The 17439-nt window shown below is 75.1% G+C and carries 8 protein-coding genes and 1 pseudogene; 6 read left to right on the top strand and 3 right to left on the bottom strand.

All coding sequences use genetic code 11. From position 1 onward, the window contains the following. The first annotated feature begins 85 nt into the window (after positions 1 to 85). From tmk to ACH4PY_RS00035, 3 genes and pseudogenes are all read left to right on the top strand, one after another. Positions 86 to 3217: a dTMP kinase gene (gene tmk / locus ACH4PY_RS00045; protein WP_398173732.1), complete on the top strand. Its 3132-nt coding sequence runs from the start codon at positions 86 to 88 to the stop codon at positions 3215 to 3217. Between the two features lie 413 nt (positions 3218 to 3630). Then, positions 3631 to 7002 carry a BTAD domain-containing putative transcriptional regulator gene (locus ACH4PY_RS00040; protein ID WP_398173729.1) on the top strand — a complete coding sequence of 1124 codons (3372 nt, stop codon included), beginning with the start codon at positions 3631 to 3633 and terminating at the stop codon, positions 7000 to 7002. 78 nt (positions 7003 to 7080) lie between these two features. Continuing rightward, a pseudogene (locus ACH4PY_RS00035) lies at positions 7081 to 7803 on the top strand (DsbA family oxidoreductase); the annotation flags it as partial. A 37-nt stretch (positions 7804 to 7840) separates the two neighbouring features. On the opposite strand, the gene ACH4PY_RS00030 reads toward ACH4PY_RS00035, so the two are convergent. Then, positions 7841 to 9766, bottom strand: a complete 1926-nt coding sequence (locus ACH4PY_RS00030; RefSeq protein ID WP_398173725.1) for a sigma-70 family RNA polymerase sigma factor — start codon at positions 9764 to 9766, stop codon at positions 7841 to 7843. A 565-nt stretch (positions 9767 to 10331) separates the two neighbouring features. After that, positions 10332 to 11099, bottom strand: a complete 768-nt coding sequence (locus ACH4PY_RS00025) for a TetR/AcrR family transcriptional regulator (RefSeq protein WP_398173722.1) — start codon at positions 11097 to 11099, stop codon at positions 10332 to 10334. 310 nt (positions 11100 to 11409) lie between these two features. Between ACH4PY_RS00025 and ACH4PY_RS00020 the strand changes: the two genes are divergently transcribed. Together ACH4PY_RS00020 and ACH4PY_RS00015 are read left to right on the top strand one after the other, a co-directional pair. Further along, complete coding sequence (locus ACH4PY_RS00020) at positions 11410 to 12861, top strand: NAD(P)/FAD-dependent oxidoreductase (protein WP_398173719.1); 1452 nt, start codon at positions 11410 to 11412, stop codon at positions 12859 to 12861. A 127-nt stretch (positions 12862 to 12988) separates the two neighbouring features. Then, positions 12989 to 14728 carry a SpoIIE family protein phosphatase gene (locus tag ACH4PY_RS00015; protein ID WP_398173716.1) on the top strand — a complete coding sequence of 580 codons (1740 nt, stop codon included), beginning with the start codon at positions 12989 to 12991 and terminating at the stop codon, positions 14726 to 14728. 148 nt (positions 14729 to 14876) lie between these two features. On the opposite strand, the gene ACH4PY_RS00010 is transcribed toward ACH4PY_RS00015, so the two are convergent. After that, the gene (locus ACH4PY_RS00010) at positions 14877 to 16166 is read right to left on the bottom strand and encodes an MFS transporter (protein WP_398173713.1); all 1290 of its coding nucleotides are present in this window, start codon (positions 16164 to 16166) and stop codon (positions 14877 to 14879) included. Between the two features lie 126 nt (positions 16167 to 16292). Between ACH4PY_RS00010 and ACH4PY_RS00005 the strand changes: the two genes are divergently transcribed. Further along, positions 16293 to 16853 (top strand): MarR family winged helix-turn-helix transcriptional regulator, encoded by a 561-nt coding sequence (locus ACH4PY_RS00005; RefSeq protein WP_398173710.1) that lies wholly within the window; start codon positions 16293 to 16295, stop codon positions 16851 to 16853. Positions 16854 to 17439 lie beyond the last annotated feature (586 nt).

The raw sequence follows: 17439 nt of genomic DNA, 5'->3' as shown, positions 1-17439 counted from the left end.
GCGCCCCGCGGTGCCGGCGGGAGGTTGTCCACAGGGGGTGACGGGGGGACCCCGGCGGTGAGGGGCGGGGCGATAGGCTGAGGGAATGACGCCACCCACCCCGCAGCCGCAGCCCGCTGAGGTCTCGCCCGCGTTCGCGGACGACCTCGCCGCGGATTCGCGCGACCGCGCGGTCCGCGCGCTGCTCAGGATCCCGCCGTTGCGCAAGCTCTGGAACGCCCAGATGACCGGCGCGGTCGCAGACCGCCTCGGCCTGCTGGTGCTGATCTGGCTGACGGTCCAGGCAGCAGCCGGAGTCGGAGCCTTCGGCGGAGGCTACCGCGGGGTCGCCTTCGCGACCGCCGCCGTCTTCGCCGCCCGGCTCGTGGCGACGCTGCTGTTCGGCGCGGTGCTGCTCGGCCCGCTGTCCGCCGCCACGACGGAGGGCGGTCCGCTCGACCGCCGCTGGACGATGATCGGGGCCGACGGCGTACGCCTCGCCCTCTTCATCATCGCCCCGCTGTGGGTGACATGGACACCGGGCAAGGCGTACGTCTGGCTGCTGGCCACGGTCTTCGTCACCGGCGCGGCCGAAAGGCTGTGGGCCGTCGCGAAGGACGGCGCCGCACCCGTGCTGCTGCCGCCGCCGGGGGACACCTCGGTGCGGCCCGCGCCCGACCACCTGGCCACGCTGCACCGTCTCGACCTGCGCACCAGCTTTGTCGCGCTGCCGGCCGCGGCCGCGGCCATGGTCGTCATCACCCTCGTCAACACGCTGATCGCGACCGGCATCAACTGGTTCGACCTGCACCAGGTCGCGCTGTCGTCGTACGTCGCCGCGGGCCTGTTCTCGTCGTCGATCGCCGTGCTGTCCGCGCTCGAACTGCCCTCGGGCACCGCGGCCCGGCCGCGCTCGCCCCTGGAGGGCCTGCGGCTGCCGAAGGGCCCCGCGGGCGCCGAGAACGGCCGGACCGGTGTGCTGCCGCTGCTGGTGCTGTCCACCGCGGCCGTCGCCGGCGCCGTCGCCGCGGCCGTCTCCGTGGCGGTGCTGCACGGCGCGGCCCTGGGCTTCGGGCCCACCGGCTTCGCGCTGCTGGTCCTGGTGCTGACCGCGGGCACGGTCGCCGGCATCCGGCTCGCGCCGCGCGTCCTGCCGGGCCTGTCCCGCCGACGGCTGCTGCCGCTCGCGATCGGCCTGACCGGCATCGCCCTGCTGCTCACCGGCCTCGTGCCCGACCCGACGACGATGCTGCTGCTCGCGCTGCTGGCCGGCCTCACCGCCGGGGTCAGCGCCAACATCGGGCACACCCTGGTCGAGCTGGAGGCGGAGGAGAGCCGCCGCGCCCGCACCACCGAGCACCTCCAGGCCGTCGCGCGCGCCGCGCTCGGCGTCGCCGCGATCTGCGCACCGCTGCTGGCCGCCGCGATCGGCCCGCACCGCATCGACAACGGCCGCTTCACCTTCGACCACGCGGGCGCCGCCTACACCCTGATGCTGGTCGGTGCGCTGCTGCTGCCCGTCGCCGCGCTCGTGCTCGGCAAGACCGACGACCGCCGCGGCGTACCGCTGCGGCGCGACCTGCGCGAGGCGCTGCGCGGCGCCGACCCGGCCACCGCGCCCGCCGCGACCGGCTTCTTCATCGCCGTCGAGGGCGGTGACGGAGCGGGCAAGTCGACGCAGGTCGAAGCGCTCGCGAGCTGGATCCGGGCCAAGGGCCACGAGGTCGTCGTCACCCGCGAGCCCGGCGCCACTGCCGTCGGCAAGCGGCTGCGGTCGATCCTGCTCGACGTGTCCTCCGGCGGCATCTCGCACCGCACCGAGGCGCTGCTCTACGCCGCCGACCGCGCCGAGCACATCGACACCGTCGTGCGGCCCGCGCTCGAACGCGGCGCCGTCGTCATCTCCGACCGCTACATCGACTCGGCCGTCGCCTACCAGGGCGCCGGGCGCGACCTCGCGCCCACCGAGATCGCCCGGATCAACCGCTGGGCCACCGAAGGGCTCGTCCCGCACCTCACCGTGCTGCTCGACGTCACGCCCGAGATCGCCCGCGAGCGCTTCACGGAGGCGCCCGACCGGCTGGAGTCCGAGCCCCCGGAGTTCCACCAGCGCGTCCGCGCCGGATTCCTGACGCTCGCCGCCGCCGACCCCGGCCGCTACCTCGTCCTCGACGCCGGCCAGGACCCCGAGGCCGTCACCACCCCCATACGGCACCGGCTCGACGAGCTGCTGCCGCTGTCCGAGCAGGAGATCGAGGCCCGCGCCGAAGCCGAGCGCAAGGCCGCGGAGGAGGCCGCGCGCCTCGCCGCAGAGGAGGCTGCGCGCAAGGCCGAGGAGGAGCGGCAGGAGCGCGAGCGCCGCGAGCAGTTGGAGAAGCTCCGCCGCGAGGAGGAGGAGCGCCGCCTCGCCGCCGAGGAGGCCGCCCGGCAGGAGATCGCCGAGCGCAAGGCCGCCCAGGAGGCGGAGGAGGCACGCAGGCGCCAGGAGGAGGCCGACCGGCTCGCCGCCGCCGAGGCCGCCCGCATCGCCGCGGAGGAAGCCGAGCGCGAGGCCGAGCAGGCCCGGCTGAAGCAGCTCGCCGAGGAGCAGGCCCGGCTGCGTGCCGAAGCGGAGGCCCGGCGGCTGGAGAAGCAGCGCAAGGCGGAGGAGGCGCTGCTGCGCGCCGAGGCCGCGCGTGCGGCGGAGGCCGAGCGCAAGCCGGAGCCTGAGCTGGAGTCCGAGCCCGAGCCCATGCCGGACGACGCGACGACGGTCGTCACGCCGGTTGTGCCGCCCGAGCAGCCGGAGGGGTCCGACAGCTCGTCGGACGAGACGACGGTGATGCCCGCGGTGCAGGAGCCGTCCGAGCGCGGCGCCGACTCCGGTTCGGACGAGACCGCGGTGCTGCCCGCCGTGCGGGACGAGCCGAAGCGGGACGAGCCGAAGCGCGACGGGCCCAAGCGCGACGAGCCGGAGCGTGGGGGGTCGTCGGACGAGACGACCACGATGCTCCCCGCGGTGCAGGAGCCCGGCCCGCCGCCGCCCGTCCCCGGTACGGCACGGGACAGCGACCCGGCGGACCGCGTCCCGCCGTGGCTCTTCCGCCCCGAGACGTCCGAGACCGAGCGCACCCGCGAACTCCCCGCGGTCCGCCGCCCCCGCCCCGACTGGGCCGAGGAAACACCTCTCGACGACCTCCCCACCCTCGCGGACGAACTCCTCGGCCCCCACGAGGACGACGACCCCCGTCCCCGCTAGCCCCTGCGGGGTGCCGGGCGCGGTCACGCCTCCCGCTGGAGGCGGCTGCCCCCGCGCCCCGCGGGCGCTGCCCCGTCCTGACGCTGACGGCCCCCTGGGCGCCCAGGGTCGGCCCTCCGGGGTGCCGGGCTCTGTCGCGCCGGGATCGTCTGCGGGTGGGGGCTGGTCGCGCAGTTCTCCCCCAGGCTCCGCCCGGGGGTGCCCCCACGCCGCTCCTGCGGGGCGCCGCCGGTCCCGTCGGGGCGCGGGCTCCGTCGCACCGGGCCCGCAGGGGCGCCCCGGCTAGAGCATGGGGGGAGGGCGCTGCACGTCCCGCCACGGCGTACCCCGCGGGCAGGTGCGGAGCGCAAGCAGCCCCCTCTCTGACCGCCGCGCGCGGCGGATGGGCGGGGGAGAGAAGGGAGAATGCGGGAGTGCGCTATTACGTGCTGGGAGTCACCGAGGCGAGGCGGGGCGACGGCGTTCCCGTCGCGCTGGGCGGCGGGCGCGTGCGGGCGCTCGCGGCCGCGCTGGCGCTCAGCCCGGGTCGCCCCGTCCCGACGGACACTCTCATCGAGTACGTGTGGGCCGCGGCCCCGCCCGCCGACGCGACCGGCGCCCTCCAGGCACTCGTCGCCCGGCTGCGAAAGGCGCTCGGCCGGGAGGCGGTGACGTCCGAGCCGGGCGGCTACCGCCTGGCAGCCGAGCCCGACGCGGTCGACCTCTTCGTGTTCGAGCGGCTGGTCCGGGAGGCCGAGGACGCCCTCGCGGCGGGCGATCCGCGGCTCGCGTCGGAGGTGCTGGCCCGCGGCCTGGCCCTGTGGCGCGGTCCCGCGTTCGCCGACCTCCCGGAGCGCGTGGTGTCCGCCGCCCGCCCGGAGGCCCTGCGGCGTACCGCCCAGCGTTTGCGGGTGGACGCGGAGCTCGCGCTCGGCCGCGCCGCGGACGTACTGCCCGAACTGCGCGAGGCCGTCCTCGCCTACCCCCTCGACGAGGCCTTCCGCGTGCAGCTCATCACCGCGCTGCGCGCCACGGGCCGGACCGCGGACGCCCTCGTCGCCTTCGCGGAGGCCCGCGAGACCCTCGCCGACGTACTGGGCGCGGATCCGGGCCCGGAGCTGCGCGCCCTGCACGCGGATCTGCTGCGGCAGGGCGAGCCGCCCGAGCCGGGCCCCCGGCGGGCGACCGCCGGGCAGCCGCGGCCCGCGGGCAACCTGCGGGCCCGCCTCACCAGCTTCGTCGGCCGCGAGACCGACCTGCGCGACCTGGGCGCGGAGATCGCCCGCGCCCGCCTCGTGACGCTCACCGGCTCGGGCGGTTCGGGCAAGACCCGGCTCGCGCAGGAGGCCGCGGAGGCGGCGGCCGCCGGGTTCCCGGACGGCGTGTGGCTCGCGGAGCTGGCGCCGCTCGACGACCCGGCCGCGATCCCGTACGCGGTGCTGAACGCCTTGGGCCGCCGCGACGCCCATGTCCTGGGCGCGGGGCCGATGCGCCCCGAGCCGTACGGTGAGGATCCGGTGGCGCGGCTGCTGGAGCACTGCGCGTCCCGCCGCCTGCTGCTCGTGCTGGACAACTGCGAGCATCTGATCGGGGCGGCGGCGACGCTCACCGCCGAGTTGCTCGCCGCCTGCCCCGCCGTCACGGTGCTGGCCACCAGCCGTGAGCCGCTGGGCGTTCCCGGCGAGCTGGTCCGCCCGGTCGAGCCGCTGCCGCTGCCGACGGCCCACCGCCTCTTCGCCGAACGTGCCGCCGCCGTCCGCCCCGGCGCGGCCCCGTACGCCCAGGGCGCCCCGGGCAACGGCGCCCCGGCCGGCGCGAGCGCGGCCGAGGACGAGGCGGTGAGGGAGATCTGCCGGCGCCTGGACGGGTTGCCGCTCGCGATCGAGCTGGCCGCCGCCCGGCTGCGGGCGCTCACCCCGCAGCAGATCGCGCAGCGGCTCGACGACCGCTTCCGGCTGCTGACCAGCGGAAGCCGTACGGTGCTGCCGCGCCAGCAGACGCTGCGCGCGGTCGTCGACTGGAGCTGGGACCTGCTCACGGAGGGCGAGCGCGGCGCCCTGTGCGCGCTGAGCGTCTTCGCGGGCGGCTGCACGCTGGACGCCGCCGAGGCGGTGTGCGGCCCGCACGCGCTGGAGACGGTCGCGCAGCTCGTCGACAAGTCCCTGGTCGTGGCGGACCTGCGGCAGCCGGAGAACGGGAACGGCGCTGCCGGGGAGGGCCCGCAGGTCCGCTACCGGCTGCTGGAGACCATCCACGAGTACGCCGTCGAACGCGCCGCCGCGCGCCCCGCCGAGCTGGCGCGCGCCGCCCGCGCGCACACCGCGTACTACCGCGACCTCGCCCGCGCCGCCGACGACCAACTCCGCGGCGCCGACCAGCTGCACTGGCTGGAGGTGCTGGAGACCGAGCTGGACAACATCCGGGCGGCGCTGCACCGCGCGATGGAGGCGGGCGACGAGCCGGACGCGCTCGCGATCGTGCTGGCCATGGGCTGGTTCTGGTGGCTGCGCAACTACCGCGACGAGGCGGACGGCTGGCTCAGCCGCGCGCTCGCGCTCGGCGGGGCCGCGCCCGAGGATCCCGAGGACCCGCTGTACTGGCAGCGCACCGACGCGTCGATGGTGCTCTTCTTCGTCAAGAGCGACCAGGCGTCCGAGGACCAGTTCGCCACTCCGCAGTGGCTCGCCCTCGCCGAGCGCCTGGAGCGCGCCTACCGGGACGGCGGCCCGCACGCGGCCCGTTTCCCCGGCCTGATCTGGCCGTTCACCGCGTACGTCGTGCACGGCGGCCCGGAGGAACTGCTCGGCGGCACCCCGGAGATCCGCCGCAACGCCGCCGACGTCGTCGCCAACTGCCGCGCCTACGGCGGCGACTGGGAGCTGGCGACAGCGCTGCTGCTGCACACCCACATGGCCGTCGACTCGCCCGGCGGCCTGCCGGAGGCGGACGCCGGGCGCGCCGAACTCGCGGAGCTGACCGGGCGGCTGCACGACCGCTGGATCCTCGCCCAGGTGCACGGCGCCGCCGGTGAGATCGCGATGGCCCGCGGCGACTACCGGGCCGCGCGCGCCGAGCTGGAGGAGGCCCAGCGGCTCGGCTCCGAGCTGGGTGCCTTCGCCGAATCCGCCTTCCTGCTCGCCCGGACGGCCGAGATCGCCCACCGCGACGGCGACGACGCCGAGGCGAAGCGGCTGCTCGCCCGCGCGGAGGAGGCGGCCGAGCGCTACACCGTCTGGGACGCGCGCACCTATGTGCACTACCTCGCGGGCGTCATGCGGCTCCGGGAGGGCGATGTGTCCGGGGCCCGCCGGATGTGCGGGCTCGCCACCGGGCACATCGCCGACGGCACCCCGCCGCCGGTCTTCCACGCGCTCCTCGCGGGCCTGTCCGGACGCGTCACCGTCGCGGAGGGCCGCCCCCGCGCGGCCCTCACCGAGCTGGACCAGGCGCTCCGGCTCGCCCTCGCGGCGGGCGGCACCGAGCTGGTCGTCGGGGCGGTGCTGGACGCCGCTGCCGAGGCGCTGTCCGCCGCCGGTGACGCGTACTCCGCGGCCCGGCTGCTGTCCGCCGCCGACACCGTACGGGGCCCGCTGCCGCGCAGCGTCCCCGAACGCGAGACCGCCGCCGCGATCGCCGCCCGTACGGCCGACGTCCTCCCGCCGGAGCGGCTGGCCGAGGCGCGGGAGCGGGGCGCGGCGCTCGATCCGCAGACGGCGGCGGACCTGATCACCGCCCTCGCGGTCGAGCCCGCGGGGCCGGTGGGCCCGGCGGGTCCCGCCGGCAGCGAGGACCGCGCCGGGGAATAGCCGCGGCGGGCGGCTGCCTTATGCCCTTGAAGCTTCAAGGAATACTGGAGCGCGGCCGCAGCCCCCACCGGAAGTGAGAAGACCGCCGTGAAGGTCGAGATCTACAGCGATATCGCCTGCCCCTGGTGCTACGTGGGCAAGACCCGCTTCGAGCGCGCACTCGCGGCCTTCCCGAAGGCGTCCACCGTCGAGGTCGTCTACCGGCCGTTCCAGCTCGACCCGTCCGCCCCGCACGAGCCGCGCCCGCACCACGACGTGCTCGCGGCGAAGTACGGGCCGCAGGCCCGCGCCATGGACGCGCGCGTCACGGCGCTCGGCGCCGACGAGGGCATCACCTTCGACTTCGACACGGTGCTGGAGAACAACTCGCTGCTCGCCCACCGCCTGCTGCGCTTCGCCCTCGACACCTACGGCCCCGACGTCCAGACCCGACTGAAGGGCAGGCTCATGGCCGGCCACTTCGGCGAGGGCCTCGACATCGGCGACCGCGCGCAGCTCGCCGACACCGCCGTCGCCGCCGGACTCGACCGCGACGCCGTCACCGCCTTCCTCGCGGGCGACGACCTCACCAAGGAGGTGCTCGCGGAGATCGACGAGGCCCGCGCGCTCGGCATCACCGCCGTGCCGACCTTCGTCTTCGAGGGCAAGTGGGCGGTCCAGGGCGGCCAGGAGACGTCCGTCTTCCTCCAGGCGCTCGAACAGATCTCCCGCGAATCCGCCGCCCCCGCCGCGGAGGACGCCGACTCCTGCGCCGACGGCGCCTGCGCGGTCCCCGCCCCGGGGGAGCCCTCCGAGAGCTGAGCCTCGCCGCCGGCTCGCCGACCCGCGCGGTGACGCGCTACGTGCAGGTGAGCACGGAATCCGCCCAGTCCGCGAGGCCCGTGCGGGCGTGCGGCGAAGCCTCCGGGGTGACGGTCAGGGTGATCGTCGTACGGCCGGCGAGCGGGACGTGAACGGGTACGGCGGGGTCACCGGCGTGCAGGACCGGCGAGGTCCAGAGCCGTCGGCCGTCGCCGTCGACGGCGAACCGGACGCCCGACCGCAGCCCCCGCCCCAGGTCGTCCACACCCGCCATCGCGTCGTACGCGACGCACGTACGGTTGAGGTCGATCGTCACGGACGAGGGCGCGTGCACGCTGATGCCGTGCGCGTACCTCGTGCCCGCGATGCGGAGCCCCCAGCGGTCCCACCACCAGCTGCCCGAGGCGAGACCGCCGAGGCGGATCGTGGGCTCGTCCTTAGTGCCCGGCAGACCGCTGATCCCCAGCGAGTTGACCTTGTACGCGACCGGGGCCGCCGTCGGCTCGGGGGAGGGCGGCGGCGTGGTCGGCTCGGAGGGCTTCGGCGTCGGCTTGTGCGTCGGCCGCGGAGCGGGCGGCGGGGGCGCCGGGCGAGTCGCGGCGGGCTTCGGCGGCGGCGGGGTCGTCCACACGGGCGCCGGGGGCGGAGGCGGCTTCGGCGCGGGCTTGGGCTGCGGCTCCGGGGAGGGCGGCGGCGGGGTCGTCGCCGCGGGCGCGGCGGGCGGCGCCGGAACGGGCGGCCTGGCCTCCGGTTTCGGCTTGCCGTCGCCGCCCGCGGTGAGGGCGAAGGCGGTCGCGGCGGCGGCCACCACCACCGCCGCCGCGATGCCGATCTTGGCGGGCAGCCCGAGCCCCTCGCTCGCGGCACCGCCCGCAGCGGCGGATCCGCCGGAGCCGGAGCCCGCGGCGGCGGCCGCGGCCCCTCCCGCGGCGCCCACCGCCGCCGCACCCCCGGCGACGACCGTGACCCCCGCGGCCTTGGCGGCGTAGACGGCGGCGAACCAGCCGATGTACGCGACCGGCAGCAGCCCCTTGAGCGTCGAGTTCAGGTCGGCGAGTTCGAGGGACGCCGCGGCGCAGCGCTCGCAGTCCTTCAGATGGCGGTTCAGCTCGCGGTCGGCGCGCATCCGCAGGCCGCCGCGCGCGTGCGCGCCGAGCCGGTCGGCGTACCGCGCGCAGTCCCCGGCCCGGGTCAGCGCCGAGCTGACGTGCGCCTGCAGATACGCCTGGCGCAGCCCCTCCCGCGCGCGGTGCGCGAGAACGGCCGTGGCGTTCGCGGTCAGCCCCAGCAGCGGCGCGATGGCGCTGGGCGACTCCTCCTCCACGGCGGTGTGCCACAGCACGGTCTGCCAGCGCTCGGGCAGCGTCCGGAAGGCCTTGATCGCGAGCGACCGCTCCGCCTCCCGCATGGCCCGCACATCGGCGGCCGGCTCACTGGCGACGGCCCCGCCGCCCGCACCCTCCGCGGTGACGGCGAAGACGGCGAAGTCCTCGACGAGCTGCTCGCGCCGCGCGCTGCTGCCCCACGACGCGGCGACCCGCCGCACCGTGGTGAGCAGGTACGCGCGCACCGCCGACTGCGGCCCGCTGCCGCCCCGGATGGCCTGGAGCGTACGGGCGAACACCTCACCGGTCAGGTCCTCCGCGGTGTGCGCGTCACGGCAGCACGTACGGGCGTACCGGCGTACGGCCTGGGCGTGGCGCCGGTAGAGCTCCTCGTACGCGCTGTCCCGGCCGGCCCGGACCTGGTCGACGAGTTCGGCGTCGGAGCGCTCCGGCTGCTCGGACTCCGCGCTCGCGCCGCCCGGCGTGTTGTCCGACGTGCCGTCAGCCGCGGGGTGCTGCGCGGCGAACCCCGGATCCGGACGCGCCGCCGGGTCGCGCTGACCCGGGACCCTGCGCGGCGCCTCCTCGCCGCTTTCCGCGGCAGCGGAGGCACTGGTCTCGCCGTTGGCCTCATCCACGGGCCAAGCGTGGCACAACCGGGACCCCGCGGGCCCCGGGCCCGTACGGAACCACCCTTCCGTGGGCGATCGTTCACGGTTCCTCCACCACCCCGCGAGGCCGCACTTGCGCGCCGGGCACCCACCAGGGGCGCGCGTGCCGCGCCGGGCACCCTCCGGGCGCGCGCGTGCCGTGCGGGGCACCCTCCGGGCGCGCGCGTGCCGTGCGGGGCACCCTCCGGGCGCGCGCGTGCCGCGCGGGGCACTCCCAGGGGCGCGGGGAACTGCGCGCTCAGCCCACCACCGGCCGGTGGTCCGGAGCGGACCGAACTGCCCCTTCGGGCCGGTGACGACCCGCGCCACCGTCGTGGCTTATCGCTCCGTTCTCCCCCAGAGCCCCGCCTGGGAGGTACCCCCACGCGCCCCTGAAAAACGAGTGCTCTTGCGCGGCAGCGAAAACGCTCGCCCCACGGCGCTGCCGCACCGGAGACGCGCACCCCGCGCGGCAGCGCAACGCTCGCCCCACGCCGCCGCACCGGAAACGCGTACCCCGCGCGGCAGCGCGAACCGCCCACCCGGCGAGGGGTCAGCGGGAGCGGAGGCCCTCCAGGAGGATGTCGAGCAGCCGCGCCGAAGCCGCCGCCTGCTGCGCAGCATCCGGCAGGGACGGCGCCGCCGTCGCGATGACGAGCAGCACGTCCGCGACGGACACGTCCGCCCGCAGCTCGCCCGCGGCGCGGGCCCGTTCCACGAGCTGGCCCACCACGTCGAGCAGCGTGCGTATCCCGTCCTGCTCCTCGACCGCGTCGCCCGCGACGGGCGCGGGGCTCGGGGCCGGGACCGGAGCCGGGGCGGCGGCGGAAGCGGCGTGCTCGCGCAGCACCCCGGTGAGGACCGTGTCCTCACCGGAGCGGGCGCGCTGCTGCGGCACCCGCGCCGCGTCGTCCTCCGGGTTGTCGTGCGGCTGCACCCGCAGCACCTGCGGCGGCAGCAGCCGTCCCGCGCCGGAGGCGACGGAGGTGCGCAGGAAGCGGGCCAGTGCGGACCACGCCTCCTCCTCCTGGCCCAGCGCGGCACGCGCCTGTTCGGTCAGCCGTGCGGTCTCCTCCTCGGCGATCCGCCGGACGAGGACGTCCTTGCTCGGGAAGCGCCGGTAGACGGTGCCGACCCCGACGCGGGCGCGCCGGGCGACATCCTCCATCGGTGCCCCGTAGCCGAGTTCGCCGAAGACCTCACGGGCGGCGCGGAGCACGTGCTCCAGGTTGCGCTGGGCGTCCACCCGCAGGGGTGCCGCCCGGCCCGTACCCCCGTCCGCGGCCGCGGCAGATGTCAATTTTGCGTACTCGAGATGCATATGTGTCTCCCCCGGTAATCCGAATGTCTCCCCCCGGAGACTCCCCACCCTTAAAGATCGTGCCCGCGCGTCAGCGCGCGGCACTACGAGAAACGAACATAGTTGAGGCTGCGTCAAGAATGAAGGGGGTGTGATCCGTGGGACAGGAGATCGTTCCGCGCGAGGGCGGGGCGGCTTCCCGCGTCTGCGGCGTTTGCCCGATGATCACCCCACTCGAGCGAGGGCTCCCGGCCTGCGGGGACGCCGCTTCCGGTGAATCGCGCCGTCCGCCCTGTGGACAAACGGCGTCCGCCCATTGCGTCATGGAGCAATGACGACGGAGTCGGCGGCCATGGCCAGGGCAAGCACACCGCGCATTCTTGTGGTCGGCGGTGGTTATGTCGGCATGTACACGGCGTTGCAGCTCCAGCGAAAGCTGCGGCTGAAACACGACGAGGCCGAGATCATGGTCGTCGAACCCCAGCCCTACATGACCTACCAGCCGTTTCTCCCCGAAGCGGCCGCCGGATCGATCTCCCCGCGGCATGTCGTCGTACCCCTGCGCCGGGTCCTGGACCGCTGCCGGATCATCGCCGGCGAGGTCCGCTCGGTCGACCACGACAAGCGCGTCGCGGCCGTCGTCACGCCCGCGACCGAGGAGGAGGGCGGCGGCGCCACCGAGATCGGCTACGACCAGATCGTGCTCGCGCCCGGCTCGATCTCGCGCATCCTGCCGGTGCCCGGCCTGGCCGAGTACGGCATCGGCTTCAAGACCGTCGAGGAGGCCATCGGGCTGCGCAACCACGTGCTCGAACAGCTCGACATCGCCTCCTCCACGCGCGACGCGGACGTCCGCGAGGCGGCCTTGACCTTCGTCTTCGTCGGCGGCGGCTACGCGGGTGTGGAGGCGCTCGGCGAGCTGGAGAACATGGCCCGCTACGCCCTGCGCTACTACCACAACGTCCGCCCCGAGGACATGAAGTGGGTGCTGGTCGAGGCCACCGACCGCATCCTCCCCGAGGTCGGCGAGCAGCTCGGCCGCTACGCCGTACGGGAGCTGCGCGGCCGCAACATCGACATCCGCCTGGAGACGCGGCTGGAGTCCTGCGAGCACCGCGTCGCCGTCCTCTCCGACGGCTCCCGGCTGCCGACCAGGACGGTGGTGTGGACCGCGGGCGTCAAACCCGCGCCGCTGCTCGCCGCGACCGGTCTGCCGCTGGACGACCGCGGGCGGCTGCGCGCCGACGCCACCCTGCGCGTCACCGCGCGCCCCGGCGCCTGGACGGCCGGCGACGCGGCCGCCGTCCCCGACCTCACCGCCGACCGCGAGGGCGTCCTGTGCGCGCCCAACGCCCAGCACGCCGTCCGCCAGGCGAAGGTGCTGGCCCGCAACATCACCGCCGAGCTGCGCGGCGAACCGCTGACCGACTACCGCCACAAGTACGTCGGCTCGGTCGCCTCGCTCGGCCTGCACGAGGGCGTCGCCCTGCTCTACGGGCGCCGTTTCACCGGGTACCCGGCGTGGCTGATGCACCGCGCCTACCACCTCAGCCGGGTGCCGACCGCGAACCGCAAGTCCAAGGTGCTCGCGGAGTGGATCCTGTCCGGCCTCTTCAAGCGCGAGATCGTCTCGCTCGGCTCGCTGGAGCATCCGCGCGCCGAGTTCGAACACGCGGCGGGGCGCGACGGCGACACCCCCGGCGGTCACGCGGGTCCGGGCGGCGGCCGCGGCGGCGGCCCGGACGGTCCGACCCGCGGCGACAGCGACCCGCCCCGGGCGTGAGCGCCCCCGCTCGCGCCAGGCGCACCACGGCGCGATTCCCCCGCAGGCCCACATTCGGCCACACTGGACGGGTGACGACCCGTGCGGCAGCACCTGCAAAGAGTGACAAATACGAGGAATCGGACGTTTGAACCTCACGCGTTGGAGCGCCCGGCTCCCCGGAACACAGCGACGCGGAGCCGTCCCGGCGGCCCGCGGCAAGACCGCCGACCCCGCTGCCGCACCGGCGGGCAACGCGGCAGGCGGCACCGAGACCGCCCCCGCCCCGGCCGGCCACGCCGACCCCTCCGCAGCAGGTCACCCCGGCACCCCGGCCGCCGCGCAGGACCTGCCGGCGGCCCTCGACGGCGCCGGGGCGGCCGTCGCCGCGATGCTCAGCCAGCTGCCCGCGCTCATCGCCGTCACCCACGGGCCCGACCACACCGTCGGCTTCGTCAACGACGCCTACACCGACGTCTTCGGCGCCCGCCCCACCGGCGCTCCCGCCCGCGACGCCCTGCCCGAACTCTCCGAGCTCGGCCTGCTCCCGCTCATGGACCAGGTCCACCGCAGCGGCCGCCCACGCACGGTCAAGGCCCGCAAGGTCACCCGGGCGGACCACGCCGCCGTCACCCGTCAGGGTTACTTCACCTTCACCTGCACCCCCGTCCACGCCGACGACCCCGACCCCGCCCGCCGCGGCGTCCTCGTCTTCGCCGCCGACGTCACCGACCAGGTCCAGTCCGCCGAACGCCTTCGCGAGAGCGAGCGGCGCATCCACGAGACCGCCGTCACCCTCCAGCGCAGCCTGCTGCCCCAGCAGCTCGAACAGCCCGACGACCTGCGCCTCGCCGCCACCTACCAGCCCGGCGGCACCGACGCGGCCGTCGGCGGCGACTGGTACGACGTGATCACCCTCGGCGCCGGCCGCACCGCCCTCGTCATCGGCGACGTCATGGGCCGCGGGGTCCGCGCCGCCGCCGTCATGGGCCAGCTCCGCACCGCCGTACGCGCCTACGCCCGGCTCGACCTGCCCCCGCACGAGGTCATCCAGCTGCTCGACGGGCTCGCCGCCGAGATCGACGCCACCCAGATCGCCACCTGCGTCTACGCCGTCCACGACCCCAGCGAGGGCCGCCTCGCCTACGCCAGCGCCGGCCACCTCCCGCTCCTCATCCGCCACCCCGACGGCACGGTCGAGCGCACCGACGAACCCACCGGCCCCCCGCTCGGCACCGGCGGCTGGACCCACAGCTCCGCGACCGTCCCCTTCGGCCCCGGCTGCACCGCCGTCCTGTACACCGACGGCCTGATCGAGCGCCGCGGCGAGGACATCGAGGACGGCGTCACCACCCTCATGCGCGCGCTGGCCGGCGCCACCGGCGCACCCCAGGTCATCTGCGACCGCCTGCTGCGCGCCCTCGGCGTCACCGGCCAGCACGACGACGACGTAGCCGTTCTCGTCCTCCAGTACCCCGACCACACCGGCCTCCCCGACGGCGAGGTCTTCCGCAACGCCTCTCTCGACCTGCTCGGCGGCATCGAGGCCGCCCCGCGCGCCCGCGCCTTCGCCACCGGCGTCCTCGCCTCCTGGCGCTTCCCCGTCGAACTGCGCGACCTCGGCGTCCTCGCGGTGAGCGAACTCGTCGCCAACTCCCTCAAGCACGGCACCCCGCCCATGCGACTGCGACTGCGCCGCACCGACCGCCGCCTGGTGATCGAGGTCACCGACGGCGACGAGCACCTGCCGCGACGCCGCCGCGCGGAGCCCGCCGACGAGGCGGGCCGCGGCATCTCGATCATCGCAACGATCGCCACGTCCTGGGGCTCCCGCCGTACGCCCGGCGGCGGCAAGGCGGTGTGGTGCGAGTTCGCCCTCCCGGGCTGAGGCGAAGGGGGCTCGCGGCTGCGCCGCCGGGCACCCGTTCTCCCGGGCGTGAGGAGGGTGCGCCTGCCCCTGCCGGGCGAGCGTTTTCAGGGGCGCGGGGGGAGGTACCCCCACGCGCCCCTGATGTGCCCCCTTCGCAGAAGGAAGGTCAGCCCACCGGGGCCGGTTCGGGGGCCGGGTCGGAAGCGGGGTGGACGGCCACCACGCGGGAGCGGTGCGGCGCGTCCTGCTCGGCCGTGAGCGCGCGGCCCAGCCGCACGGCGAGCACCGAGACGGCGAGCGAGCACCCCACGAGCAGCACCACGTACACGTCGTACGCCCGCGCCGCCGCGATGAGCCCGCCCACCGCGGGCCCGATCGCCAGCGCCAACTGCTTGACCAGCGCGAACGCCGCGTTGTAGCGCCCGACCATGCCCTCGGGGGCGAGGTCGGCGACGAGCGGCGACACAGTCGGCGCGAGCATCGCCTCCCCGAGCCCGAACAGCGCGTACGTGCTGATGATCGCCACGACGGCCACCGCGTGGTGCCCGTGCAGCAGCCCGGACGCCCCGGCGACCAGCCAGGCCACGGCCCAGACCAGGCCGACGACCGCGATCACCGCGCTGCGCCGCCGCCGCTCGACGAGCCGCAGCACCACGAACTGCGCCAGCACGATCGCCGCCGTGTTCGCGGCCAGCGCCACACCGAGCATGGCGGGCGAGATCCGCGTGACGGTCACCGCGAAGGCGGAGAGCCCCGACTCGAACTGCCCGTAGCACGCGAAGAACAGCACGAAGCCGAGCACGCACAGCAGCACCATGGCCCGGTGCCGCAGCAGCACCCGCCAGCCCCCGCCGGAGGCACCCGGCACCCGCTCGTCCGCCGCGGCGGCACGCGGCAGCCGCACGGTGGCGACGACCGCGCCGAGTACCAGGAACATCGCCGCCTCGATGGCGAAGAGCCGGATGAAGGACGACGGGTGCGAGGTGTCGACGATCAGCCCGCCCATGAGCCCGCCGACGCCGAGCCCCAGGTTGGCCAGGAAGAACTGTGTCGCGAACGCCCGGGACCGGGTCGCCGGCGTCGAGCACCAGACGATCATCGTGGCGAGCGCGGGCTGCACCACGGAGATACCCGCACCCAGCGCGCCCGCGGCCGCGATCACCACGGCCTCGCTGCCGGACAGCCCGAGCCCGAGCGACCCCACGGCCGCGAGCACGGTGCCCGCGACGGCGACCGGTACGGGTCCGCGCCGGTCGATGGCGCGCCCGGTGAGGGGCAGCACGAAGAGCGCGGCGACGGCGAAGGCCGCCAGCACCACGCCCGCGACCCCGGCACCGAGCCCCCGCACCTGCGAGACGTACACGAAGGTGAAGGGCACGGTGAAGCCGTTCCCGAACGCGCTCAGGGCGTTCCCCAGCTGGATACGGCGCAGCGCGGCGCCCATGGCGGTGGTCATGGCTCTCCCTCCGGGTGGTCCCGATCGGTACGGCTTCGGTTCGAAGACTTGACGACTAAAGTTCGAAGCTAAAGAGTACATGCCGAAGGGCTTTAGAGCAAAGCCTTTCGTGCCATACTCGGGAGCATGACCTCAGCCGCAGGCTCCGCCGGGGCACCCCAGGAACTGGACCTCGACGCCCAGATCGCCGCCTACCAGCGCGAATTTCCCGAGGTCGACCCCCAGGTCGAGAAGGTCGTCACCGCCCTGGGCCGGCTCAACCGCCGGATGAACGTCGCGTACGGCCGGCAGCTCGTCGACCTGGGCATCAGCAACGCCGAGTGGGAGGTCCTCAAGGCCCTCGTCGTTGTCGGCACCCCGTACCAGCTGGGCCCCGGCGACCTGGCCAAACGCCTCGGCCTGACCCCGGCCGCGATGACCCACCGCATCGACCGCCTCGTCACCGAGGGCCTGGTCACCCGCGAACGGGACGAGGCCAACCGCGTCCGCGTCATCGTCGAGCTGACGGACGAGGGCCGCGAGAAGTGGCTCCAGACCATGCGCCTGGCCGCGGCCTTCGAGGACGAACTCCTCCAGGACCTCACCACGGCCGAACGCGCCACCCTCGGCGACATGCTCATCCGCCTCCTCCGCCGTGTCGAGACCAGCCAGCCCGACGCCGGCGGCCGCCTGGAAGACCTCGACTGACTGTTTTCCTCCACCCGGGAGGCCCGCCGAGGGCCCTGACCACCGGGGGTTGACACACCCGGCAGGCGTGCGTAAAGTTCTTCGGGTTGTCCGACGTGAGCGCCGATCTCTGGTCGGTCCCCGGACAGCCATCCCGCAGGACCCATCTCGATTCGACCGCGTCGACGGCCGTTGTGCCGTCGTCCTCGCTGTCGTCCCGTGATGTGTTTTTACGGAATGCAGGCAGGCTTTCGCCCGACCGGCCGATTTGGCCGGAGCGAACGAAGTCCGCTAAAGTCTCACTCGTCGGAAGGGCCGAACAGCCCGAAAGACAAACCCCGCTGACTGGGGGTCAGGCACTGGAAAGCGTCTGATAGAGTCGGAACACAACGAAGGGAAAGCCCGGAGGGGCCGGTGAAACGGTCTCGAAGGAAGCTTCCGTTCCTTGAGAACTCAACAGCGTGCCAAAAGTCAACGCCAGATATGTTGATACCCCGTCTCGTACATGAGACGAGGTTCCTTTGAAGAAAACACAGCGAGGACGCTGTGGACGGTCCGGATTATTCCTCCGGGCTGTCCCGCTCTTGCGTGTTGTTTCCGGGATGAC

This window comes from Streptomyces sp. NPDC021224 (assembly GCF_044332905.1).
Taxonomy (GTDB): Bacteria; Actinomycetota; Actinomycetes; order Streptomycetales; family Streptomycetaceae; genus Actinacidiphila.
This window is presented reverse-complemented; position numbering and strand designations above follow the sequence as displayed.